Origin of the sequence: Pseudomonas sp. NPDC089918 (genome assembly GCF_050280605.1) — a bacterium.
Classification (GTDB): Bacteria; Pseudomonadota; Gammaproteobacteria; order Pseudomonadales; family Pseudomonadaceae; genus Aquipseudomonas.
The window spans coordinates 111,626-132,968 of record NZ_JBNNVP010000005.1; the positions used below are offsets into that span (position 1 = coordinate 111,626).

At 58.9% G+C, this 21,343-nt stretch carries 21 protein-coding genes; 16 read left to right on the top strand and 5 right to left on the bottom strand.

Annotation, left to right across the window (positions count from 1 at the left end; all coding sequences use genetic code 11):
- The first annotated feature begins 4 nt into the window (after positions 1-4).
- Positions 5-1,060 carry a tartrate dehydrogenase gene (locus tag ACQKPC_RS05685; RefSeq protein WP_008076642.1) on the top strand — a complete coding sequence of 352 codons (1,056 nt, stop codon included), beginning with the start codon at positions 5-7 and terminating at the stop codon, positions 1,058-1,060.
- A 107-nt stretch (positions 1,061-1,167) separates the two neighbouring features.
- Entirely contained in the window at positions 1,168-2,523 is a 1,356-nt protein-coding gene (locus ACQKPC_RS05690) for a dicarboxylate/amino acid:cation symporter (protein WP_427623512.1), read from the top strand.
- A gap of 46 nt (positions 2,524-2,569) precedes the next feature.
- On the opposite strand, the gene ACQKPC_RS05695 is transcribed toward ACQKPC_RS05690, so the two are convergent.
- Positions 2,570-3,055, bottom strand: coding sequence for a cupin domain-containing protein (locus tag ACQKPC_RS05695; RefSeq protein WP_427623624.1), 486 nt, complete (start codon positions 3,053-3,055; stop codon positions 2,570-2,572).
- Between the two features lie 190 nt (positions 3,056-3,245).
- Between ACQKPC_RS05695 and ACQKPC_RS05700 the strand changes: the two genes are divergently transcribed.
- Both ACQKPC_RS05700 and ACQKPC_RS05705 read left to right on the top strand, forming a co-directional pair.
- Positions 3,246-3,644 (top strand): DUF1801 domain-containing protein, encoded by a 399-nt coding sequence (locus tag ACQKPC_RS05700; RefSeq protein ID WP_427623513.1) that lies wholly within the window; start codon positions 3,246-3,248, stop codon positions 3,642-3,644.
- Between the two features lie 322 nt (positions 3,645-3,966).
- Positions 3,967-4,479, top strand: a complete 513-nt coding sequence (locus tag ACQKPC_RS05705) for a hypothetical protein (RefSeq protein ID WP_427623514.1) — start codon at positions 3,967-3,969, stop codon at positions 4,477-4,479.
- A gap of 332 nt (positions 4,480-4,811) precedes the next feature.
- On the opposite strand, the gene ACQKPC_RS05710 is transcribed toward ACQKPC_RS05705, so the two are convergent.
- Positions 4,812-5,459 carry a helix-turn-helix domain-containing protein gene (locus tag ACQKPC_RS05710; RefSeq protein WP_427623515.1) on the bottom strand — a complete coding sequence of 216 codons (648 nt, stop codon included), beginning with the start codon at positions 5,457-5,459 and terminating at the stop codon, positions 4,812-4,814.
- Entirely contained in the window at positions 5,456-5,617 is a 162-nt protein-coding gene (locus ACQKPC_RS05715; RefSeq protein WP_427623516.1) for a hypothetical protein, read from the bottom strand. Before ACQKPC_RS05715 ends, ACQKPC_RS05710 begins: the two co-directional genes overlap by 4 nt.
- A gap of 232 nt (positions 5,618-5,849) precedes the next feature.
- Here ACQKPC_RS05715 and ACQKPC_RS05720 point away from each other — a divergent pair, with 232 nt between their 5' ends.
- Positions 5,850-6,065, top strand: coding sequence for a TOBE domain-containing protein (locus tag ACQKPC_RS05720; RefSeq protein WP_007904463.1), 216 nt, complete (start codon positions 5,850-5,852; stop codon positions 6,063-6,065).
- A gap of 154 nt (positions 6,066-6,219) precedes the next feature.
- Positions 6,220-7,239 (top strand): ABC transporter substrate-binding protein, encoded by a 1,020-nt coding sequence (locus tag ACQKPC_RS05725; protein ID WP_401172359.1) that lies wholly within the window; start codon positions 6,220-6,222, stop codon positions 7,237-7,239.
- Between the two features lie 5 nt (positions 7,240-7,244).
- On the opposite strand, the gene ACQKPC_RS05730 is transcribed toward ACQKPC_RS05725, so the two are convergent.
- Complete coding sequence (locus tag ACQKPC_RS05730) at positions 7,245-8,105, bottom strand: LysR substrate-binding domain-containing protein (protein ID WP_007904461.1); 861 nt, start codon at positions 8,103-8,105, stop codon at positions 7,245-7,247.
- Positions 8,106-8,346: 241 nt separating this feature from the next.
- On the opposite strand from ACQKPC_RS05730, the gene ACQKPC_RS05735 reads away from it, so the two are divergent.
- The 9 genes from ACQKPC_RS05735 (at position 8,347) to metC (ending at position 18,701) form a co-directional block, all read left to right on the top strand.
- On the top strand, positions 8,347-9,189 hold the full coding sequence (locus ACQKPC_RS05735; RefSeq protein WP_427623517.1) for a transporter substrate-binding domain-containing protein: 843 nt from the start codon (positions 8,347-8,349) through the stop codon (positions 9,187-9,189).
- A 64-nt stretch (positions 9,190-9,253) separates the two neighbouring features.
- Positions 9,254-10,105, top strand: a complete 852-nt coding sequence (locus ACQKPC_RS05740) for a transporter substrate-binding domain-containing protein (RefSeq protein WP_427623518.1) — start codon at positions 9,254-9,256, stop codon at positions 10,103-10,105.
- On the top strand, positions 10,102-11,526 hold the full coding sequence (locus tag ACQKPC_RS05745; protein WP_427623519.1) for an FAD-binding oxidoreductase: 1,425 nt from the start codon (positions 10,102-10,104) through the stop codon (positions 11,524-11,526). Before ACQKPC_RS05740 ends, ACQKPC_RS05745 begins: the two co-directional genes overlap by 4 nt.
- Positions 11,523-12,734, top strand: coding sequence for an aminotransferase class I/II-fold pyridoxal phosphate-dependent enzyme (locus ACQKPC_RS05750; protein WP_427623520.1), 1,212 nt, complete (start codon positions 11,523-11,525; stop codon positions 12,732-12,734). Before ACQKPC_RS05745 ends, ACQKPC_RS05750 begins: the two co-directional genes overlap by 4 nt.
- Complete coding sequence (locus ACQKPC_RS05755; protein WP_427623521.1) at positions 12,731-13,465, top strand: amino acid ABC transporter permease; 735 nt, start codon at positions 12,731-12,733, stop codon at positions 13,463-13,465. Before ACQKPC_RS05750 ends, ACQKPC_RS05755 begins: the two co-directional genes overlap by 4 nt.
- Entirely contained in the window at positions 13,455-14,243 is a 789-nt protein-coding gene (locus tag ACQKPC_RS05760; protein ID WP_427623522.1) for an amino acid ABC transporter permease, read from the top strand. The genes ACQKPC_RS05755 and ACQKPC_RS05760 overlap by 11 nt, the downstream gene beginning before the upstream one ends.
- Positions 14,230-15,066, top strand: a complete 837-nt coding sequence (locus ACQKPC_RS05765; RefSeq protein ID WP_008011128.1) for an amino acid ABC transporter ATP-binding protein — start codon at positions 14,230-14,232, stop codon at positions 15,064-15,066. Before ACQKPC_RS05760 ends, ACQKPC_RS05765 begins: the two co-directional genes overlap by 14 nt.
- A gap of 17 nt (positions 15,067-15,083) precedes the next feature.
- Positions 15,084-15,680 carry a cysteine dioxygenase gene (locus ACQKPC_RS05770; RefSeq protein ID WP_427623524.1) on the top strand — a complete coding sequence of 199 codons (597 nt, stop codon included), beginning with the start codon at positions 15,084-15,086 and terminating at the stop codon, positions 15,678-15,680.
- A 261-nt stretch (positions 15,681-15,941) separates the two neighbouring features.
- Positions 15,942-18,701, top strand: coding sequence for a cystathionine beta-lyase (gene metC, locus ACQKPC_RS05775; protein WP_427623525.1), 2,760 nt, complete (start codon positions 15,942-15,944; stop codon positions 18,699-18,701).
- Here metC and ACQKPC_RS05780 read toward each other — a convergent pair.
- The gene (locus ACQKPC_RS05780) at positions 18,698-19,888 is read right to left on the bottom strand and encodes an MFS transporter (protein WP_427623527.1); all 1,191 of its coding nucleotides are present in this window, start codon (positions 19,886-19,888) and stop codon (positions 18,698-18,700) included. The genes metC and ACQKPC_RS05780 overlap by 4 nt on opposite strands.
- Before the next feature lie 819 nt (positions 19,889-20,707).
- Between ACQKPC_RS05780 and ACQKPC_RS05785 the strand changes: the two genes are divergently transcribed.
- Complete coding sequence (locus ACQKPC_RS05785) at positions 20,708-21,340, top strand: LysE family transporter (protein ID WP_427623528.1); 633 nt, start codon at positions 20,708-20,710, stop codon at positions 21,338-21,340.
- The last annotated feature ends 3 nt before the right edge of the window (positions 21,341-21,343 follow it).

Consider the following 21,343-nt stretch of genomic DNA (forward strand, 5'->3'; position numbering starts at 1 on the left):
AACGATGAGTGCATACAAAATTGCTGCAGTTCCCGGTGATGGTATCGGTGTTGAAGTGATCGCCGCAGGCGTCGAGGTACTGCAAGCCCTGTCGAAAAAATCCGGTTTTGACCTGACTTTCAAACACTACGACTGGAACTCCGATAACTACCTGAAAAATGGTTACTACATTCCTGAAGGTGGCCTGGAAGAACTGAAAACCTTCGATGCCATTTTCTTCGGTGCTGTCGGTGCGCTCAACGTACCGGATCACATCTCCTTGTGGGGCCTGCGTCTGCCGATCTGCCAAGGCTTCGACCAGTACGCCAATGTGCGTCCGGCTCGCGTATTGCCAGGGGTAAAAAGCCCGCTGCTCAATGGTGATCAAATCGATTGGGTCGTGGTGCGTGAAAACTCCGAGGGCGAGTACTCCGGCAACGGCGGTCGTGTTCACCGGGGCCTGCCTGAAGAGGTCGCCACGGAAGTGTCTGTGTTCACTCGTGCCGGGGTCGAGCGTATTCACCGTTTCGCCTTCGAACTGGCCCGGAGCCGTCCTCGCAAGCACCTGACCATGGTCACCAAATCCAACGCTCAGCGTCACGGCATGGTGTTGTGGGACGAGATTTTCTACGAGGTCGCCAAGGATTTTCCGGATGTGAAGATCGACAAGGAACTGGTCGACGCGGTGACCACGCGCATGGTGCTTAAACCGTCGACGCTGGACGTGATCGTCGCCACCAACCTGCACGCCGACATCCTGTCCGATCTGGCTGCCGCTTTGTCCGGCAGCCTGGGTATCGCGCCGACCGCCAACCTGAACCCTTCGCGTAAATTCCCCTCGATGTTCGAACCCATCCACGGCTCGGCCTTCGACATCACTGGCAAGGGTGTTGCCAACCCGATCGCGACGTTTTGGACAGCGGCGATGATGCTCGAACACCTAGGCGAGACAACCGCGGCCAAACAGCTGATGTCGGCTATCGAAGCCGTGACCGAAAGCGGTCTGCATACCCCGGATCTCGGCGGTAACGCCACCACCCGACAGATCACCGATGCCGTCATCGCCTTGATCAACCGCTGAAATTTTCCAGCGATTCAAAGTAGTACTGCGGCACAACGCCAAGGGGCGGATCACTGAGTCCGACCCCTTGGCATCTCCTGACAACAATAAAAAATCAGGGCCCTGTCATGAAAAGAATATTTGGCAAACTCTACGTACAAGTGCTCATCGCAGTCATCCTCGGCGCCATTGTCGGGGTGTTCGTTCCCGAAACCGGAACAGCGCTCAAACCCTTGGGCGACGCGTTCATCAAATTGATCAAAATGCTGCTCGCACCGGTAATCTTCCTCACGGTGGTGACGGGCATTGCACGTATGGAGAACATGAAAGAGCTGGGGCGTGTTGGTTTTCGTGCGCTGATCTATTTCGAAGTGGTTTCCACGCTGGCGCTGGTGGTCGGCCTGGTCGTGGTCGATGTGTTCAAACCCGGTGCAGGCATGAACATTGATGTCGCCTCGCTGGATACATCCAGCCTGGCCACCTACACCACGGCGGTGAAGCATGCGTCGTTCATGGACTTTGTGATGAACATCATCCCCGACACCATCGTGGATGCCTTTGCCAAGGGCAACGTTCTGCAAATCTTGCTGTTCTCCATTCTGCTGGGCGTTGCCCTGGCGCATGTCGGACCACGCGCCAAGGTGTTCGTCGACACGCTGGATAGTCTGATGCAAGGGATGTTTCGCATCGTCAACATGGTGATGCGCCTGGCCCCCATTGGCGCCTTCGGGGCGATTGCCTTCACCATCGGCAAGTATGGCTTCGGTTCGCTGTTCTCCTTGGGCAAACTGATGGCTTGCGTCTACCTGACCTGCGCAGTGTTTGTGATCTTCGTACTCGGTCCGATCTGCCGCTACAGCGGTTTCAGCCTGTGGAAGTTTCTGAAATTCATCAAGGAAGAACTGTTCACCGTACTGGGCACCAGCTCTTCGGAATCGGTGCTGCCGCAAATGATTTCCAAGATGGAAAAGGCCGGTGTTTCCAAACCCGTTGCCGGGATGATCATTCCCTCGGGCTTGACCTTTAACCCGGATGGCCAGGCGATCTACTACACCATCGCCGCCATCTTCATCGCCCAGGCCACGAACACGCCGCTGACCCTGACGGATCAGTTGATCGTTCTGGCGGTGCTGATGTTCACCTCCAAAGGCTCGGCGGGGGTGACTGGTTCGGGGTTCATCATTCTGGCAGCGACGTTATCGTCCCTCGGCACCATTCCGGTGGCGGGCATGGTGCTGCTCTTGGGCGTCGACCGGTTCATGTCGGAAGCGCGGGCGATCACCAACACCATCGGCAACGGTGTCGGGACCATGGCCATTGCCAAATGGGTGGGGGCGCTGGATACCGTCAAGATGCACAAAGCGCTTAACGGGGAGGCCGCGGAGCAGAAGCCCGAAACGGTCCAAGCGGACATTGTTGCTGTGTCTTCAGCGATGCCAGCCAAAAGCCTGTTGCCGGACTTCAAAAGTGTCTCGCAGGGGTGATAGTGCGGTGGCCAGGCATGATTGATTCATTGTGTCTGGCTATCGCTCACTGCATTTTTTTGTTCCTGGGATCGTCCGCCGGGTTGAGGTAAGTGATTCCCCAAGGCCCTGTGCCGTGGAGTTGAAGCACGGTTTCCTGTTCTCGACTGGCGCCGAACATCGACATGCCGACAGGAATGATCAGGGTGTCACCCGGATGATAGGCCTTGGCCCGTGCCGGATCGAATGTGTCTCCGGTGGCGAAGTAGAAGGTGCCCGAGATAACGGTTACGCGTTCGGTCACGGGATGGGTATGCACGCCGATTTTTGTATTGGCCGGCAGCTTCAAGCGCAGGGTGAAGGGCTCGGCGGCTTTCAGGTCACCTTCAATCACAGCAATCATTGCGCCGGGGCCCACCGCCGGCGCAGGTTTCCAGTTGAGTCCGGATGGGGTGGCGGCAATAAAACCCGCTTCCTCGGCCAGGGCGGTCAATGTCAGAAAGGCAGGGCTGAGCAAGGCCAACAAAACAGCGGCCGCTTTGTGGGCAATCATCATGGTTTCCTCGTGTCTGGGGGCCTCAACGCACAGGAGCAGAGCCTGTGCAATCAAGTCATATATACGTTGACGGTAGCCGAATGCCGGAGCGCGGATATACCCATTGTGAACCAGTGCTATAACGCATAAGCATGAATTTATGCTGGCCTGGTTCTACCGGCGCCCATCCTGAGGAGTGACAACCATCATGAAGAAGATCGACCCAAAAGACGGCGAGGAGGGAGGCTCTGTCTCTGCACTGATAGAAGCAAAAATCAAGGCGCTGACTGACTGGCGGGGTGAGACCCTCGCTCGGGTTCGAACGCTGATCAAGCAGGCCGACCCTGAAGTGGTTGAGGAATTGAAGTGGAGAGGGGTTCCGGTGTGGTCGCACGCCGGCATCATCTGCACCGGTGAGACATACAAGAATGTCGTAAAGATGACCTTCGCCAAGGGGGCCTCGTTGGAGGACCCTTCAGGTCTGTTCAACGCCAGCCTCGAGGGCAACACCCGACGTGCCATCGATATCCATGAGGGCGACAGGATGGATGAAGACGCGTTGAAGATGCTGATTCGTGCGGCGGTGGCGCTCAATACGTCGACGTAAATTGTTCTAGGCGGCTAACTGATCGATTCCAGGGCTCTCGAATAAAAAATCGGCACTGTTTAGATCGATTATTTCTTTCGGTTCTTTATATAGCTCTGGGGCGAATATCCGTAACTGATAAAACCACGTCTTCGTTTTGATTCTGTATGCGATGAAGACGCTATCGCCGCTATAACAGACGGCGCCGTGCCGACCACGCCACTAAATCGGTTTCAACATCAAATCCTGCTGCTCGGCCATCATCTTGTCGTCCCTTCGCCAGTCCTTAGAATCCGCCTCCATCAGCTTCGTCCAACTATCGAATCGCTTAGGGAGTTACACCATGATGAACGCCATGCAGATGCCAATGCCGATGATGAACGCCAACATGCCGATGATGCCAATGATGGGCATGCCGATGATGATGGCGACCATGAGCTGCGAAATGATGGACGACGGCATGATGTGCAAAATGATGCCGGCCGCTGGCATGGACATGACCATGTTCAAGAACAGCGCTGAAATGATGCAGATGATGATGAACTGCGGCATGCCGATGATGATGCACTGCGGCAATATGAGCATGATGTGCATGTCCCAGGCGAGCATGGCCATGCCGATGATGAACATGATGATGCCAATGCCGGTGATGGGCATGCCGATGCCGTCGATGAAGTGCGTGATGGAATGCACGATGATGGCCGACTGCATGATGTGCAAAATCATGCCGATGGCCGGCATGAACATGGACATGATGAAAAGCTGCTGCGACTTGATGATGAAAATGATGAACGATTGCAGCATGCCGATGATGATGAGCTGCAATGGCATGCCGCTGATGTGCTGCACCTGCTGATCCCGGCAAACAGCACAAAAAAGCCCCCGCGACCTTACGGTTACGGGGGCTTTTTCATTCCGGCAGGCACCACATCCCCCCGTAGGAGCGAGGCTTGCCCGCGAAGGCGGCGTGTCAGCCAATATCAATGTTGGATGTACTGGCCTCATCGCGAGCAGGCTCGCTCCCACAGGAGATTTGGGTTCGACGCGGTATTTGTGGGTGACGGTAATCAAACTGTGGGAGCGAGCCTGCTCGCGATGGGGATTGTCAGTCAATATTGATGTCGCCTGCCACACTGTCTTCGCGAGCAAGCCCGCTTGTGTCTTGGACAGGAATTAGATTGAGGGTGTTTAATCCAGCCGTTCCGGGTAAGTCACCACCAGATAAGCCACTGCCTCACTGTCAGCGGGGTTGCGGTAGCGGTGGGGCTGGTCGGCGTAGAACAGGATCGAGTCGCCGGTAGACAGCAGGTAACGTTCATCGTTGACGCTGATTTCCAGCACGCCCTGCGACACCACCAGGTTCTCCTGGACACCGGGCCCATGCCCCTCGCTGTGGTCTTCGCCCAAAGGGCTCAGGCGCAGTTCGTAAAACTCCGATTGGCGTGCCACGTCGAACGGGAACAGGGCGCGGCTGATGAAGGCTCCGTTGGCGCTGACCAAGCGTTTGCTCTCACGCGCCGACAGCACGGCCACACCTTCGAAGGCCCGATGCTCCAGAAAGGCGGCCACCGAGACCTTCAGGCCTTTGGCAATTTTGCACAGCACTTTGATGGAAGGCACGCTGCGTCCGGACTCGATCTGCGCCAGCATTGCCCGACTCACACCGCATTGTCGGGCCAGTGCGTCGAGGGACAAGTGACGCTTGCCCCGCAGCCGTTGCAGGTTCTGTGCGACTCGCTCGCAGATCGGGTCTTCTTCCAGCGGCTCCAGATTATTCAAGTCCGTCACGGGTTCGTCTGCGCTCGCCAGAAATCGCGAGGGTTGCTGCGCGTTCATGCGTGACGGGTCTCGGTCGAATGGGTGGCCTGGATCCATTGATAGGCCTGCAGACCGGCGTTACGTGCATACATCTCCCACATGGCCCGCGCCCGTTGCTGAGCCTGTTTGCGTTTGCGGTAACTGGCGAAGTCGATGAGGTTGTCAGTCGGATTCATGGGGCACTTCACTGTGGTGATGAATGACGGGATGAGCTGAGAGTACGTGGATATTTTTATAACGATAAATACTGATTTTGTATTTGTTAATTCATTTTGGTTATTTAAATTTATATTCCATTAAGGAATAAGCAGATAATTATCTATTCCTTTTGTTGTCGGTTCAGGTGGTGCACTTTGAGGGCCTGCACATCCATGCGGATGCGCCCGACACCAGACAGGAAGCCTCATCATGACCATCAAAGCGATCAACGTCCGTAACCAGTTCAAGGGTGTCATCAAGGAAATACTAGAGGGCGAAGTGGTATCCGAAATCGACGTGCAAACCGCTTCCGGGATCGTCACCTCGGTGATTACCACCCGTTCGGTGCGCGACCTTGAATTGAAAGTGGGGAGCGAGGTGATTGCCTTCGTCAAATCCACCGAGGTGTCGATCGCCAAGCTCTGAAATTGAAATTTGAGCGACGAAAATCCTGTGGGAGCGAGGCTTGCCCGCGAAAAACGATGACGCGTAATACCTGAAAAACTGCGGTGCATTCTTCGCGGGCAAGCCACGCTCCCACAGGGGGCTACGTCTTGACTTCCATAACGTTGAGGTTTTCATGGCGACTCCTTTCAAGCGCTCCGCATTGACACTGCTGGCAGCCTCCGTGGCTGCGGTGAGTGCGTTACTCAGCCCCGGCGCTCAGGCTGAAGGCAAAATCAGCATTGCCCAGCAATTTGGTATCGGTTACCTGATCCTGGATGTGGTGCGCGATCAGCAGCTCATCGAGAAACATGGCAAGGAGCAGGGCCTCGACATCAAGGTCGACTGGAACAGCATCTCGGGTGCCACGGCGATGAACGAGGCGTTGTTGGCCGGTGCGCTGGATGTGGTGTCGGCAGGCGTGCCGCCGATGCTGACGATCTGGGACCGGACCAAGGGCAAGCAAAACGTCAAGGCCATCGCCTCGCTGGGGTCGATGCCCAATTACCTGCTGACCAATAATCCGAACGTAAAAAGCCTCAAGGACTTCACCGAAAAGGACCGCATCGCGGTGCCGGCAGCAGGGGTAGGTTTTCAGTCGCGCACTTTACAAATCGAAACGGCGAAGCAGTTTGGCGCGCAGAACTTCAAGAAGTTTGACGACATCTCGATCAGCCTCGCCCATCCGGATGCGACGTCGGCGCTGATTGCCGGCGGTTCGGAGATCAACTCACATTTCTCCAGTCCGCCGTTCCAGTACCAGGAGCTGCAGAGTCCCAACGTACATAAGGTGCTGAGTTCCTACGACGTATTGGGTGGCCAGGCCACGTTTAACGTGCTGTACACCACCGAGAAATTCCACGACGAAAATCCGAAAACCTACAAGGCGTTTTACGCGGCACTCGCCGAGGCCGAGAAAATAATCAAGGCCGATAAGCCCGCAGCCGCCCAGACCTATATCCGGGTGGAACAATCGAAGCTGGCGCTGCCACTGGTTGAGAAAATCGTCGCCGACCCTGAAATCGACTTCACCGTCGTGCCCCAGCGCACCTTCATCTACGCCGAGAAACTCCAGGAACTCGGTGTGCTGAAAAACAAGGCTGCCAGCTGGAAGGATTACTTCTTTGAGGAAGCACACAGCAGCGAGGGAAGCTGAGTGGGTCAGAGCCCCCGGCTGCTTCTGATCAACTCATAGGCCCGACGCACCAGCGGATTCACCGTGTTGGGCCGAATCCACAAGTGGTAGGTCACGTCCGGCAGCCGTGGCAGGCCATCAGTCTCGCCGAGTACGCGCATGTCCGGGCCGAGCATTTCCATGCTTCTGGGCGTGACGCCCAGCCCGGCACGCGTCGCGGCTTTGATGCCGATCAGGTTCGACGCCAGGTACGCCTGGCGCCAGGGAATGTTCGCGCGTTCCAGGGCTTCCAGCGCATAGCGGCGATAGATGCTTGGCTCATCCACCAGGATCAGCGGCAAAGGTTCGCCGGGCGTATGGATGTACTGCGCCGAGCAGATCCACCATACCGGCGAAGTGCGCAAGGCAAATCCTTCGAGCGTCGGGTCTTCGCGAGTGGAAATCACCATGTCGACCTTGCCCCGATGCAGATCATCCATCAAAAACGGGCTGCGGCCGACATCGATCTCCAGGCGCAAACGAGGGGCCGAGCGAGCGATATGGCTGAGGATCGGCGGCAGGATGGTGTCGGCAATGTCATGGGGCGAGCCGATGCGCAATACACCGCTCAAGTTGCTTTCGCGCAGGGAGTTCAATGCATCGTCGTTGAGCGAAAGCATCTGCCGTGCATGGCGCAGCAACTGCAAACCGGGTTCGGTGAGTTGCTTCTGTCGCCCGCGCTTCTCGAACAGGCTCACCCCGACTTGTTGTTCCAGGCGTTGCATGTGTTGGGTGACCGACGATTGCGTGCGAGCCAGTTGCGCGCCGGCCTCGGCAAAACTGTGGTGATCGACCACGGCAATGAAGGTGCGCAGTAATTCGAGATCGAGGGTAGATGAGGTCGACATGGCCATTCCTTATATCAAGGCTGCAAACATAAACATTACATTTATTTATGTGTTTTTGGCGATATTTTAGTGCTCATGTCATAAGGCTCAGTAATTACTGGGGTTGTGATGATTGTCGCTTAGCGACAACACGGCAAGTTATAACGATATTAGATATTTGAATTTCCGTTACACCAACGCTGTACCTAGGATGCCCTCACATCAGGTCGGGGGACGCCGATCATTCCATGAGGGGAAATCCATGTTGCTTGAGCGCTCACCTGTAAAACGATTGTTGCCTGCCATGCTGGGCGCCTTGATCTCATTGGCCGCCAGTGCCGGTGCTCAGGCTGATGCAACGCTGGACAAGATCCAGCAACGCCATGTGCTGACAGTGGGGGTTGTACTGTCCGGCGGTCCTTTCGGCAGTATCGATCCGGGCACCCAGAAGCCACGGGGTTTGAACGTCGACCTCGCTCAGGAGCTGGGCCGGCAATTGGGCGCCGAGGTGCAACTGGTACCGGTATTGCCCGCCAACCGCGTGCAGTTTTTGCAGCAGGGCAAAGTTGATCTGCTGATCGCCAACATGGAATGGACGGCCGAACGCGGCGAGATTCTCGGTTTTGTGCCGACGCCGTTCTACCGCGTCGGCGGTTCCGCGGCGCTGCTCAAGGACAGCAAAATCACCCGTTGGGAAGACCTCAAAGGCCAACCCGTCTGCACCTCCCAAGGCAGCAGCTACATCAAGCCGCTCACCGAGTTGGGCGTTGAGATCAAGGCCTTCAAGAGCTCGTCGGAATCCTTGCTCGCGCTGCGTGGCAACAACTGCGTCGCGGCGGTGCATGACGCCACGCTGATCAACCCGTTGATCGCCGACAACGCCGAATGGCAGGGCTATCGCGCGCTCAGCCCGGAACTCAACCCGGCCCCTTCAGTGATCTGGACCCGACCTGGCGAGCGCGATACCCAGGCTCGACTCGACCCGATCGTCAAGGAACTGCATCGCAGTGGTTGGCTGATCGAAGCCCAGACCCGCAATCGCATCACCCCCGCGTCACCGGCCTTGGTGGATTTACAGAAACAGTTCCAGGCCAACGGTGCCTGACCGGTCCACCTCATCGTTTCAATAAGCCGCCGACTGGCTCGGCGGTCGTTCAAGGAAGTCGTGCATGAACCGATATTTTTCCGCCAGAGGCCTGGCCACGTTGTGCCTGGCAGGATGCGCCGTGCTGGGCGCCAGCCTCGCTCAGGCCGACGCCACACTGGACAAGATCGAGCAACGCCACGCCATCAGCGTCGGGGTGATTCTCAGTGGCCCGCCATTCGGCACTCTCGACCCCAAGACCGGCGAGCACCTGGGGTACAACGTCGAACTGGCCAAGGGCATCGCCAAGGCGCTGGGCGTCGAGGCGCAAACGGTTTCTGTGCTGGCGCCCAACCGGGTGCAGTTCCTGCAACAGGGCAAGGTCGACATCCTGATCGCCAATATGCAGTTCACCGAAGAGCGCGCCGAGATTCTCGATTACGTGCCCACGCCTTATGAAGAAGTCGGCGGTGCCGCGTTGATTCGTAAAGGTGCGGGCATCACCCAGTGGAGCGACCTCAAGGGAAAACCGGTGTGCGTGTCCCAGGGCAGCAACTTCATCAAGCCCTTGCAGGAAACCTACGGCGCGCAGATCAAGGCGTTCCGCAGCCAGTCCGAATCGTTGTTGTCGTTGCGCGGCAATGGCTGCGTGGCGGCGGTGCATGTCAGCCCGACCATGCATACCTTGTTGAGCGATGCCGAGTGGGCCGGGTATGAAATCCCGCTGCCGGGTGATTTGATCCCGTCGAACTCGGTGATCTGGGTCCGCAAGGGCGAACACGATACCCAGGCGAAACTGGATGCCATCGTGCGCGACTGGCACCGTAGCGGCTGGTTGATCGAATTGGGCGAGCGCACCGGCATGGCGCCGTCGCAGGCCTTGCGTGACCTGCACGAGCAATACCGCAATGCGGCACCGCTGGCTGTGCGGCCATGAGTCGGCCGTTGTTCGTCGCCTTGCAGCAACTGCTCGGCGCCCGTCATGTGCAGGGCAACGAAGAGGCCGCCGCGTACCTGACCGACAAACAGGGCCGTTATGTGGGGCAGGTGATTGCCGCTGTCCATCCGGCCAGCACCGAAGAAGTCGCGGCGGTGGTTCGTGCCTGTGTGGCTTGTGATACGCCGGTGGTGGTGCAGGGCGGCAACACCGGGCTGATGGGTGGTGCGACCCCGGACGCCGGTGGGCGTGCGGTGTTGCTGCTGCTCGACCGGATGAATCGCGTAAGGGCGGTGGACACCGACAACGACACCTTGACCGTCGAGGCGGGCTGCATTCTACAGACCATTCAGGATGTCGCCCATGACGCCGGGCGTCTGTTCCCGCTGAGCCTGGGCGCCGAAGGCAGCTGCACCATCGGCGGTAATCTGGGCACCAATGCCGGCGGCACCGCGGTGCTGCGTTACGGCAATACCCGCGAATTGACCCTCGGCCTGGAAGTGGTCACCGCCCAAGGCGAAATCTGGAATGGCTTGCGCGGTTTGCGCAAGGACAACACGGGCTACGACTTGCGCGACCTGTTTATCGGCAGCGAAGGCACCCTCGGCATTATCACCGCCGCGACCCTGAAACTGTTTCCGCTGCCCAAGGCCCAAGCCACGGCGCTGCTAGCCTTCGATTCGTTGGCCCAGGCGGTGACGTTTCTGTCCCATGCCCGCGCCGGTTTCGGTGCCAGCCTCACGGCGTTCGAACTGCTCAGCGCCGAGTGCCTCGCGCTGCTGCGTGAGCAATTTCCCGAAGGCCCGCAACCCTTTCTTGGCGCTCGTCAGCCCTGGTTCGCGCTGTTGGAACTGTCCGATAACCACAGCGAAAGCCATGCCCGCGAAGCGTTTGAACAGGTACTGGGCGAAGCCTTCGAACAGCGCTTGCTGGCCGATGCGCTGATCGCCGAAAGCCTCGCCCAGAGCCAGGCGTTGTGGCTATTGCGCGAAAACATGAGCGAGGCGCAGAAGCGTGCCGGTCGCAACATGAAGCACGACATCTCGGTGCCGATTTCCCAGGTGGTGGCGTTTGTCGCCCATACCGATGCTTTGTTGCAGCGTCATTTTCCCGGTGTGCGGCATTACACCTTCGGCCATCTGGGCGACGGTAACCTGCACTACAACGTCGCCCATCCGCAGGATTCGACGGTCGAGGCGCACATGGTCCATTACGCGGCACTCAGCCAACTGGTGCACGACAGCGCCCATGCCCACGGCGGTTCAATCAGTGCTGAACACGGTATCGGCCAGCACAAACGGGACATGCTCGGGTGCTATAAAAGTCCGGTAGAACTCAACCTGATGCGCCGGATCAAGCAGGCGCTGGACCCGAAAAACCTGCTCAATCCGGGCAAGGTACTGGAGGTGATCGAGTCATGAATGTTCGCCTGTCCAAACGTGTGCAGCGCGTCTCGCTGTCGGCCAATGCCGCCGCCAAATCCCAAGCCACGGCCCTGCGCGAGGCCGGTCACGACATCCTCGACCTGACCATCGGCGAGCCGGATTTCGACACTCCGGACCACATCAAACAAGCCGCTTATGCCGCCATCGCTGGCGGTGCCACCAAGTACACGCCGACACCGGGCGTGAAGGCCTTGCGAATTGCGGTGCAACGCAAGCTCCAGCAGGAAAACCATCTGGACTACCCGCTGGAGTCCATCGTGATTGCCAACGGTGCCAAACAGATCATCTTCAATGCCTTCGCCGCCACCCTCGACGACGGCGATCAAGTGCTGGTGCCAACGCCATACTGGCCGTCCTTCCCGGACAGCGTGCGCTTCAACGGTGGCGAGCCGGTGTTCATCGAATGCGGGTTGGCGCAAGGCTGCAAGCTGACGGCCGAGCAGTTGGAGCAATACATCGGTGAGCGAACTCGCTGGCTGATCCTCAATGGCCCGGGCAACCCCAGCGGCGCGGTATACAGCGCGGCCGAGTTGCAAGCCTTGGCCGAGGTGCTGCGGCGCCATCCCCAGGTGCTGATTCTGCTGGATGAGCTCTACGAACATATCCGCTTCGACGGTCGGCCGGCCCAGAGCCTGCTCAACGTCGCGCCGGATTTGCAGTCGCGCTGCCTGCTGGTGGGCGGCGTGTCCAAGACCTACGCCATGACCGGTTGGCGAATAGGTTTCGGTGCCGGGCCGCTAGTGCTGGCCAATGCGATGACCGTCGTGCAATCGCAATCCACCTCGGGCGCTTCTTCGGTAGGGCAAGCCGCCGCGTTGGCAGCCTTCGACGGTGGTCTGGATTTCTTGCGGTCGCAGGTCGCGGCCTATCAGCAACGCCGGGATTTACTGGTGAGTGCTTTACGCAAAGTAGACGGCCTCGAAGTGCTCGAACCTCAAGGTGGTTTCTTCGTATTTATCCGCTGCGCCGGATTATTGGGCCGCTATCGCCCGGACGGTCAGCGCTTGCAAACCGATGCCGACGTCGTTGCGTATTTGCTGGAGGAGGGCGTGGCCGGCGTAGCGGGCAGCGCTTATGGCTTGTCGCCGTGGTTTCGCCTGTCCATTGCCACTGCAACTGAAACCGTCGCCGAGGCCGGACGACGCATCGCTCAAGCCTGCGGGCAATTGCGGGGCGAACCATGAATCACTGGCTGGAATTGTTCATCCACTGGGCCGCCGGGTTCGGCCTGAACTACGGCTTTCTGCTGGACGCCTATCAGCGCGGCACCCTGGAGCAGGGTGCGCTGACTACGGTGTTGCTGTGCCTGTTCACTATCGTCGGCAGCCTGCTGGCGGGTGTCGGGTTGGCGGCAATGTTGACCTCGGGTAACCCCTGGCTGGCGAAACCTGCGCGGGTGTTTATCGAAGTCACCCGCAACACGCCGACGCTGGTGCAGCTGTATTGCGCGTTCCTGGTGCTGAACATGCTGCTGACCCAGGCCGTCGGCGCGGCCAACCCGCTGACGCCGTTCGCCTGGGTGGTGATCGTGATCTCGCTGCACAAGGGCGCGTTCCATGCCGAAGCCTTGCGCGCCGGCATCGAAGCCGTGCCTGCGGTGACGATGGAGGCGGCCAGTTCGCTGGCGTTCAGCAGCCGCCAGTTGTTGTGGAATGTGCAACTACCGCTGGCCTTGCGCTTCGCCTTGCCGTCGCTGATCAACAACCTGATCGACCTGGTGAAGATGACCGCCGTCGCCTCGGCGATCGCCGTCGGCGACATCACCTATGCGGCGATCATGATCTGGACCCAGAGCGATAACGTGCTGGAGTTGATGATTCTGATCCTGACGTTTTTCGGTCTGCTGAGTTTTACCGTCAATTATGTGGGGCGCCTGCTCGAAGGGCGCCTGAGGATGCCCGGCTATGGCCATTGAATCGTCCGTCACCGCGCCAGTGGCCTGGCCGCGTCGGCATGTCGGCAAGTTGCTGCTGTTGATTTGCGTTGTGCTCTGGCTGGTCTACTTCGCCCCGCACAGCCCGGTGCTCAAGGCCTTGCTGCAATGGTCGCCAGCGCTGGTCGTGGGCTTTGGCCAGAACATTCTGATCAGCCTGGTGGCGATCGGGTTGGGGTCGTTGCTCGGATTGTTGGTGGGGGCCCTGGCATTGTCGCCGTTGTGGCTGCTGCGCTTGCCGGCGCGGATCTGGGTGCAGGTTTTTCGCAATGCGCCGTGGCTGGTGCTGATCTATTTCACCACCTATGTGTTCCCGTTCGAGATCCACATCGGCAGCGCCTATGTCTCGTTTCCGGATTGGGTCAAGGTCACCCTTGGCCTGGCGTTGCCGGCGAGCGCCAACGTTGCGGAAATCTTCCGTGGCGCGGTCGCCTCGATCCCCAGTACCCAATGGGAAGCCGCACGTTCCCTGGCGTTCACCCGTGGGCAGATTTTCCGCTCGATCATCCTGCCGCAGTGCTTCAAGCGCATGTTGCCGCCGTGGATGAACCTCTACGCGGTGATCACCATGGGCACCGCACTGGCGTCATTGGTGGGCGTGCATGACGTGATCGACACCGCGCAAATCGCCAGCAACACGGTGAACCTGACCGGTTTTACCGTGGTGATTTACCTGAGCCTGCTGGTGCTGTTCTTTGCTTACTGCTACCCGATTTCCCGACTCACCCAACACCTGGAGCGACGTTATGCCTTCTACTGAAACCGTCGCCGAGCCCCTGGTAAGCCTGCGCGACCTGCACTTGTCGTTTGGCAGCAACCCGGTGCTCAAGGGCATCGACCTCGACGTGCACCGTGGGCAGGCCGTGTCGATCATCGGCCCGTCCGGTTCCGGCAAGTCGACGATCCTGCGTTGCATCACCGGCCTGTTACAGCCTCAGCGCGGCAGTATCCGCGTCGGCACCACCGAGGTTCACACCCTGGCCCAGGAATCCCAGCGCATCGAGTTGCGCAAGCGCGTTGGGTTTGTGTTCCAGCAGTACAACCTGTTCCCGCATTTGTCGGTGCTGGAGAACCTGGTGATCGCACCGCGCAAAGTGCTGGGGCGCAACCGCGCCGAGGCGGAGAAAGACGCCCGCGCCTTGCTGGCCAAAGTGCGCATGGAGCACAAGGCCGATGCTTATCCGGGGCAACTCTCCGGCGGTCAGCAGCAGCGAGTGGCGATTGCCCGGGCGTTGGCCATGCGCCCGGAATTGATTCTGTTCGATGAGGTGACCTCGGCCCTCGACCCGGAAACCGTCGGTGAGGTGCTGACGGTGATTCGCGAGTTGACCGAAGAGGGCATGACCTGTGTGCTGGTGACCCACGAAATGCGTTTCGCCGAAGAGATCAGCGACATCGTCTACTTCACTGAGAACGGTGTGATCGTCGAGCACGGCAGCGCCGCGCAGATTTTCCAGCACCCCACCAGCGAACGCACTCAAGAGTTTCTGCGTCATGCCCTGGGCGATCCGGGACGCCGTCCCCGCGTCGCCAACGATCCGTATCTGTTGACCAACCTGAGCCGCTACAGCCTGTCCGTCTAATACCGAGGAGCCTGTTCATGAGTACCGATAACCGTGCCGCCGTCATCGAAGATTTCCTCAAGAAAATCCGCGTCATCAATCAACGCGGCGTCGACCGTGCTGCATTGACGCAAATCGTCGCCTTGCTCGAAACCCTGGCCGAGCGCCGCGATCTGTTCAATTTCGACGCATTCCCGGCGCCAGTGCCGGGGCAGGGCAGCACCGCGTTCCGCTACCGTCTCAACGACGATGGCGACACGCCGACGCTGTACCTCAACTCGCTGTTGCCGGGCAAAAGCACCATTGCTCACAACCACGAAACCTGGGCGATCATCAGCGCCGTCGAAGGCCAGGAAATCAACTACGTCTACGCCCGTGATGACGAGGGCCGCGAGCCTGGGTTCACCACCCTGCACCTGGAAAAAGAAGTGATCGTGCAGCCTGGCACCTCGATCTCGTTCCTCGGTGAAGACCTGCACGGCATTCGTGTCGAAGGCGAACAACCGACCCTGCATTTCCACCTGTACGGCTTGCCGCTGGAATCGCTCAATGGCCGTTATGGGGTCGAGGCCGACGGGCGCATTCTCAATTACAACGCCTCGCAGATGGCACCGTCGATCAAGGCCTATGCATGATCGATCTGGCCCACTGGCAATGGCTTGAAGATCGGCATCTTGCGCAAGGAGCTGAGGCGAACACAAAACCTGTGGCGAGGGGGCTAGCCCCCGTTCGGCTGCGCAGCAGTCGTAAAACCAGTGCATGCGTCGTATCTGACACACCGCGATTACAGGAATAAGGGCCGCTTCGCGACCCAACGGGGGCAAGCCCCCTCGCCACAGGTTTGGTCGTTAGCCCTTCAATAATTTGGTTTTTTTATCTTTCAAAGCGGGACTTTCATGAGCCAGACCGTAACTCCAGGGCAACTGCAGCAATGGCTGTTCGACGGGCAGGAAATTGCCCTGTTTGACGTGCGTGAGCACGGCCAATATGGCGAAGCCCATTTGTTTCACGGGGCGAACCTGCCCTACAGCCGCCTGGAGCTGGAGGTCCGACGCCTGGCGCCGAATCCACAGGTGCGGTTGGTGATTTATGACCAGAACGGTGGGGACGTCGCGGCCCGCGCCGCTCAGCGTCTGCAGGCGTTGGGGTATGGCCGCGTGCATATTCTCGACGGTGGTGCCGATGGCTGGCAGGCGGCCGGCCTGCAACTGTTTGCCGGCGTGCACGTGCCGTCCAAGGCCTTTGGCGAGTTGGTGGAAGAGGCCACTCATACGCCGCATGTCACCGCCAAACAGCTGGCCGAATGGCAAGCCCGGGGCGAATCGCTGGTGGTGCTGGACGGTCGGCCGTTCGACGAATACCGCAAGATGACCATCCCCGGTTCCGTCTGTTGCCCGAATGGTGAACTCGGCTATCGCGTACACGATCTGGTGCCGGACGACAGCACGCCGATCGTGGTCAATTGCGCCGGTCGGACCCGCAGCATTATTGGCGCCCAGACCCTGATCAATCTGGGTCTGAAGAACCCGGTCTACGCCCTGGAAAATGGGACCCAGGGCTGGTACCTGGAAGACCTTCAGCTGGAGCATGGCAGCACCCGTCGCTATGCCGATGAGGTGTCATCGAAGACCTTGCCGCAACAGCGCCTCGCGGCGGCACAACTGGCCGAACGAGCCGGGGTAAAAACCGTTGCGACCGCGCAGGTCGAGCAGTGGGCCGGGGAGGCCGCACGTAGCCTGTTTCTGTGCGACGTGCGCACCGCCGAGGAGTTTGCCGCTGGCAGTTTGTCGGGCGCGCAGCACACGCCGGGTGGCCAGCTGATTCAATCCACCGATCTGTACATCGGCGTGCGCCAGGCGCGGGTGGTGCTGATTGACAGCGATGGCGTGCGGGCACCGATTGTTGCCAGTTGGCTTCGGCAGTTGGGACATGAGGCTTATGTTCTAGCGGACGGGGTGAATAGCGATCTGGCGTTGCCTGCGGTTGAGCCCCTCGCTCACGAAGCGTTGCCAGTGATCACGGCACAAGCCCTGAACGATGCGCTGAAGGATAACGCCGTGGCACTGATTGACCTGCGCCCGAGCATGAACCATCGCAAAGCCCATATCGCAGGCTCGCGCTGGTCGATCCGCTCGTTGCTGGCGAGTGACGTGGCCGGTGAACAGCGGCCTCTGGTGCTGCTGGCCGATGACCCGCTGCTGGCTGCGTTCGCGACGCTGGAGTTGCCCGACGCTCAGCGTGCACAAACCCGCCTGTTGGACGGCGGTCTCGACGCCTGGCGTGCGGCGGGGTTTGCGCTGCAGGAGGATGCCAACACACCGCCCGATCACCAGTGCATCGATTTTCTGTTCTTCACCCATGATCGCCATTCCGGCAACAAAGACGCGGCGCGTCAGTACCTGGCCTGGGAAATAGGCTTGTTGGCGCAAATGAGCGCAGACGAAATCGCCAGCCTCAAACCGCTGTGCGCGCAGTCTCAAGCCAGCCGTGATGCACGGGTTCGTACCCGTCTGGTGCATTCGGCGCGAACTGAAAAGGGCAGTGGCAGCCGGGGCGTCAACGTGCCAGTCACTCGTTTGAGCACGGTGCTGTTCGACAACCTGGCGCAAATGCGCGACGCCCGTGCTCGCCGTGATAGTGAACGGGTTCTGAGCTATGGCGCCCGAGGCAATCCGACAGCGTTCGCCCTGGAAGATCTGGTGACGGAACTGGAGGGCGGTTACCGCACCCGCTTGTACGGCACCGGGCTGGCGGCGGTGGCGCAGACGTTCCTGGCCTATCTGCGGCCCGGCGATCATGTGCTGATCACCGACGTGGTGTACGCGCCCGTGCGGCGTCTGGCCCGGGAGCTGCTTGAGCCGTTCGGCATCCAGGTCAGCTACTTCGCGCCTGACGGCAGCGGTCTGCTAGCGCAACTGCAAGCCAATACCAAAATGGTCTACACCGAGGTGCCCGGCTCGCTGTTGTATGAACTCTGCGACCTGCCGGCCATTGCCGCATTGTGCAAACCGCGCGGCATTCTACTGGCCGTGGACAACACCTGGGGCTCGGGCTACCTGTACCGGCCGCTGACCCTGGGCGCGGACATCTCGATCATGGCGTTGACCAAGTACCTGTGTGGTCACAGCGATGTGGTCATGGGTAGCGTCTGTACCCGGCAAGAAGTCTGGCAGCCACTGGCATCCATGAGTGACACCTTTGGCATCACCGTCAGCCCCGACGATGCCTATCTGGTGCTGCGAGGTGCACGAACCCTGGCGCCGCGCCTCGACGTACACGAACGCCAAGCCTTGGAAATCGCTCAATGGCTACAGGCGCAACCGCAGGTGAAACGGGTGTTCCATCCAGCGCTGCCCGATCATCCCCATCACGCACTGTGGCGGCGGGACTTCAATGGCAGCAACGGTTTGCTCTCCTTCGAACTGCGCGAGGCCGACGCCACGTACGTCGAACGGTTTATCGATGCGCTGCAGGTGTTTGGTCTGGGCGCGTCCTGGGGCGGCTATGAAAGCCTGGTCACCGTCGCGGATACCAAGGATCGCAACAGCGCGGTAGATCGTGCATTGAACCCGGTGCTGCGGCTGCACATTGGCCTGGAAGATGTCGACGCGTTGATCGAGGATTTGCAACGCGGGTTCGCAGCGGCTGTGGACTAGGGCCTGCGTAGCACAAGCAACAACAGCGCCGCAGCCGCCAGTACCGCCCCGACGATGAAGGTGCTGGCCGAGCCCGTGGTCTCCCACAGCGCGCCGGCGAGCACGCTGGCGATCAACAGGCACACGCCGCTGATCAGATTGAACAGGCCGAACGCCGTGCCCCTGAGATGTTCGGGCGCGGTGTCGGCGATCAGCGTCGCGAGAATGCCCTGGCTGAAACCCATGTGCAGACCCCACAGGGCCACGCCCGCCAGCATGGTCATGATCGAATCCGCTTGCGCCAATAACAGGTCCGCCAGGATCAGCAGGACGATGCCGACACACAGCACTTTGGTGCGGCTGATCCGGTCGGACAACCAGCCGGCGGGGTAGGCGGATACGGCATAAAGCAGCGACATGACCACCATCACCATCGGCACCCAAGTGGCCGTCAGACCTGTTTGCTGTGCTTTCAATACCAAAAAGGCTTCGCTGAAACGGGCCAGTGTGAAGAGCCCACCGACGATCACCACCCACCAATAATCGCGGGAGAAGTCGCGCAGGACTTTCCAGTGGATAGGCGAGCGAAAGGCGCGTTCGCCAGCGACAGTGCTCGGCTCTTTGACCCCACCGACAATCAGCGCCACCGATATCACCGCCGGGATCACCGCAAACCACAACACCAGATGGATCTGCCCGAGCCAAAGCATCAGCACGATGGCCAGAATCGGACCCAGAATGGCGCCCACGGTGTCCATCGACTGGCGCAAGCCAAAGCAGGCGCCACGGATTTCGGCGGGGGCGATGTCGGCGACCAGCGCATCTCGCGGCGCGCCACGGATGCCTTTGCCGATGCGATCCAGAAAACGCGCGGTGAACACCACCTCCACCGACTGCGCGAGGGGAAAGAGCGGTTTCGACAAGGCGGCCAGACCGTAGCCCATCAACAGCAAGCCTTTGCGCCGGCCGATAAAATCGCTGATAGCGCCGGAGAAGATCTTGGTCAGCATCGCGGTCGCCTCGGCGATGCCCTCGATCACCCCGACGGTCAAAGCGCTCGCGCCCAAGGTCGTGACCAGAAACACCGGCAGCAGGCTGTGCACCAGCTCTGAAGACAGGTCCATGAACAGGCTGACAAAACCCAGGGCCCAGACCGTGGAGGGGATACGTAATGAGGCCGGTTTGGGCTTTGAGAGGTGTTTGTTCATGTTGCGTCCTCGATGAACATCAGGCTCTCGCATGACTGCGTTGACATCTATGGATCATAGCGGTTGTTGGCGGGGTGAACCGTTCACCGCTTATGGACATCACTCTCTCCACACTAGCTTAAGACGTTCCCGCGAATCTGAAGTGCAGATATATAGCCTTGTCATGACAACGTACAACATGCAAGTTGCGCCAAATATCCGGCGTCAATGTATTCGGGTTTAATGTTCAATGTACCTATCTAGCATCCAGTACCACGCCTGCCTTCGCTTGCTCGGGAAGACAAAATTGCTTAATTATAAATTTGCTTGGTTTCTTTATTTAATTTTGGGTATTGGTTTGACGACGGGTCGCGCAGCTGATAATTTCCAAACATGGATCCAACTACTAAGGATAGTAATGAAGCAATTAATCCCAAAATAGTGCAGCGCACTGTAGCTGTGCTCACTTTTAGTGCAAGTCTGCATTCCTGAATATATATATCTGCAAGCCTTCGCTTGTTGTCAGCGTGTGGATGATCCCTTTGTCGGCCTGTGTAGCCTTGGGCGCGAGTGAATCAAGGCGTATGCGTCGATGCTCAGTCGGGAATCGCGTTTAACGTGACGTTCCGTCAAAGTAGGGTTGCTTGGAGCATGCACTGCCATAGACATCACAATAAGGTCATTCCTCTATGAAGACTTGACGTATTTCGCATGTCCGAATTTTGATTATCGTTTCTGGCGATAATATCTTTCCTGGCAATAAGCGAACATGGCCGAATATAACGGTCGCGGCGTTACTTTGCCTTTAGTTTGGCAGTTACTTATCAGGGGTAATTAAATATGACCGTCAGTATATGGGTTACATGCTTTTTGGCATCGTGGATTTTTTCATTGTCGCCGGGAGCGGGCTCCGTATTTTCAATGACCAACGGCTTGAATTACGGCTTTCGCCGCGGGTACTTCGGTGTCGTCGGGCTAGTGCTCGGTTTGTGGACCGTCTTCATTGCAGTGGTCATCGGACTGGGTGCGTTGATTCAGGAATCCCCACTCGCTTTCAACCTATTGAAGTGGGCTGGTGTGGCTTACTTGTTTTACCTTGGCGTGTGCCAGTGGGTGTCAAAAGGTTCGCCGGTGAGCATCAACCGCGATCAGGTTAGCAATACCTCCCTGGGGCGCCTCGTGTCCAAAGGCTGGGCATTGAATGTGGTCAACCCCAAAGGCTACATCTTCATGTTGGCAGTGATTCCACAGTTCATCGACTACAAAGCCTCCTTGCCCGCTCAGTATCTGTTCATCGCACTCACCTTCGCCTTCACCGATCTGGTGGTCATGGCGGGTTACACCGGGTTGGCCTCCAAAGCCCTGTCTTACCTGAAAACCGAAGCCCACATGAAAATGCTGAACAAGGTGTTCGGTTTCCTGTTCATGGTAGCGGCGGCCGTTCTGACGACTTTCCACCAGGTTGGCATCTAATTC

Bases quoted from the DNA above. Each gene is read 5' to 3' on its own strand.
- ACQKPC_RS05760 (WP_427623522.1), top strand. From the start codon at position 13,455: ATGGCCATTGAATCGTCCGTCACCGCGCCAGTGGCCTGGCCGCGTCGG.
- ACQKPC_RS05755 (WP_427623521.1), top strand. From the start codon at position 12,731: ATGAATCACTGGCTGGAATTGTTCATCCACTGGGCCGCCGGGTTCGGC.
- ACQKPC_RS05730 (WP_007904461.1), bottom strand. From the start codon at position 8,105: ATGTCGACCTCATCTACCCTCGATCTCGAATTACTGCGCACCTTCATT.
- ACQKPC_RS05745 (WP_427623519.1), top strand. From the start codon at position 10,102: ATGAGTCGGCCGTTGTTCGTCGCCTTGCAGCAACTGCTCGGCGCCCGT.
- ACQKPC_RS05720 (WP_007904463.1), top strand. From the start codon at position 5,850: ATGACCATCAAAGCGATCAACGTCCGTAACCAGTTCAAGGGTGTCATC.
- ACQKPC_RS05695 (WP_427623624.1), bottom strand. From the start codon at position 3,055: ATGATTGCCCACAAAGCGGCCGCTGTTTTGTTGGCCTTGCTCAGCCCT.
- ACQKPC_RS05690 (WP_427623512.1), top strand. From the start codon at position 1,168: ATGAAAAGAATATTTGGCAAACTCTACGTACAAGTGCTCATCGCAGTC.
- ACQKPC_RS05770 (WP_427623524.1), top strand. From the start codon at position 15,084: ATGAGTACCGATAACCGTGCCGCCGTCATCGAAGATTTCCTCAAGAAA.
- ACQKPC_RS05740 (WP_427623518.1), top strand. From the start codon at position 9,254: ATGAACCGATATTTTTCCGCCAGAGGCCTGGCCACGTTGTGCCTGGCA.
- ACQKPC_RS05700 (WP_427623513.1), top strand. From the start codon at position 3,246: ATGAAGAAGATCGACCCAAAAGACGGCGAGGAGGGAGGCTCTGTCTCT.
- ACQKPC_RS05705 (WP_427623514.1), top strand. From the start codon at position 3,967: ATGATGAACGCCATGCAGATGCCAATGCCGATGATGAACGCCAACATG.
- ACQKPC_RS05785 (WP_427623528.1), top strand. From the start codon at position 20,708: ATGACCGTCAGTATATGGGTTACATGCTTTTTGGCATCGTGGATTTTT.
- ACQKPC_RS05765 (WP_008011128.1), top strand. From the start codon at position 14,230: ATGCCTTCTACTGAAACCGTCGCCGAGCCCCTGGTAAGCCTGCGCGAC.
- ACQKPC_RS05780 (WP_427623527.1), bottom strand. From the start codon at position 19,888: ATGAACAAACACCTCTCAAAGCCCAAACCGGCCTCATTACGTATCCCC.
- ACQKPC_RS05735 (WP_427623517.1), top strand. From the start codon at position 8,347: ATGTTGCTTGAGCGCTCACCTGTAAAACGATTGTTGCCTGCCATGCTG.
- ACQKPC_RS05685 (WP_008076642.1), top strand. From the start codon at position 5: ATGAGTGCATACAAAATTGCTGCAGTTCCCGGTGATGGTATCGGTGTT.
- ACQKPC_RS05710 (WP_427623515.1), bottom strand. From the start codon at position 5,459: ATGAACGCGCAGCAACCCTCGCGATTTCTGGCGAGCGCAGACGAACCC.
- metC (WP_427623525.1), top strand. From the start codon at position 15,942: ATGAGCCAGACCGTAACTCCAGGGCAACTGCAGCAATGGCTGTTCGAC.
- ACQKPC_RS05725 (WP_401172359.1), top strand. From the start codon at position 6,220: ATGGCGACTCCTTTCAAGCGCTCCGCATTGACACTGCTGGCAGCCTCC.
- ACQKPC_RS05715 (WP_427623516.1), bottom strand. From the start codon at position 5,617: ATGAATCCGACTGACAACCTCATCGACTTCGCCAGTTACCGCAAACGC.
- ACQKPC_RS05750 (WP_427623520.1), top strand. From the start codon at position 11,523: ATGAATGTTCGCCTGTCCAAACGTGTGCAGCGCGTCTCGCTGTCGGCC.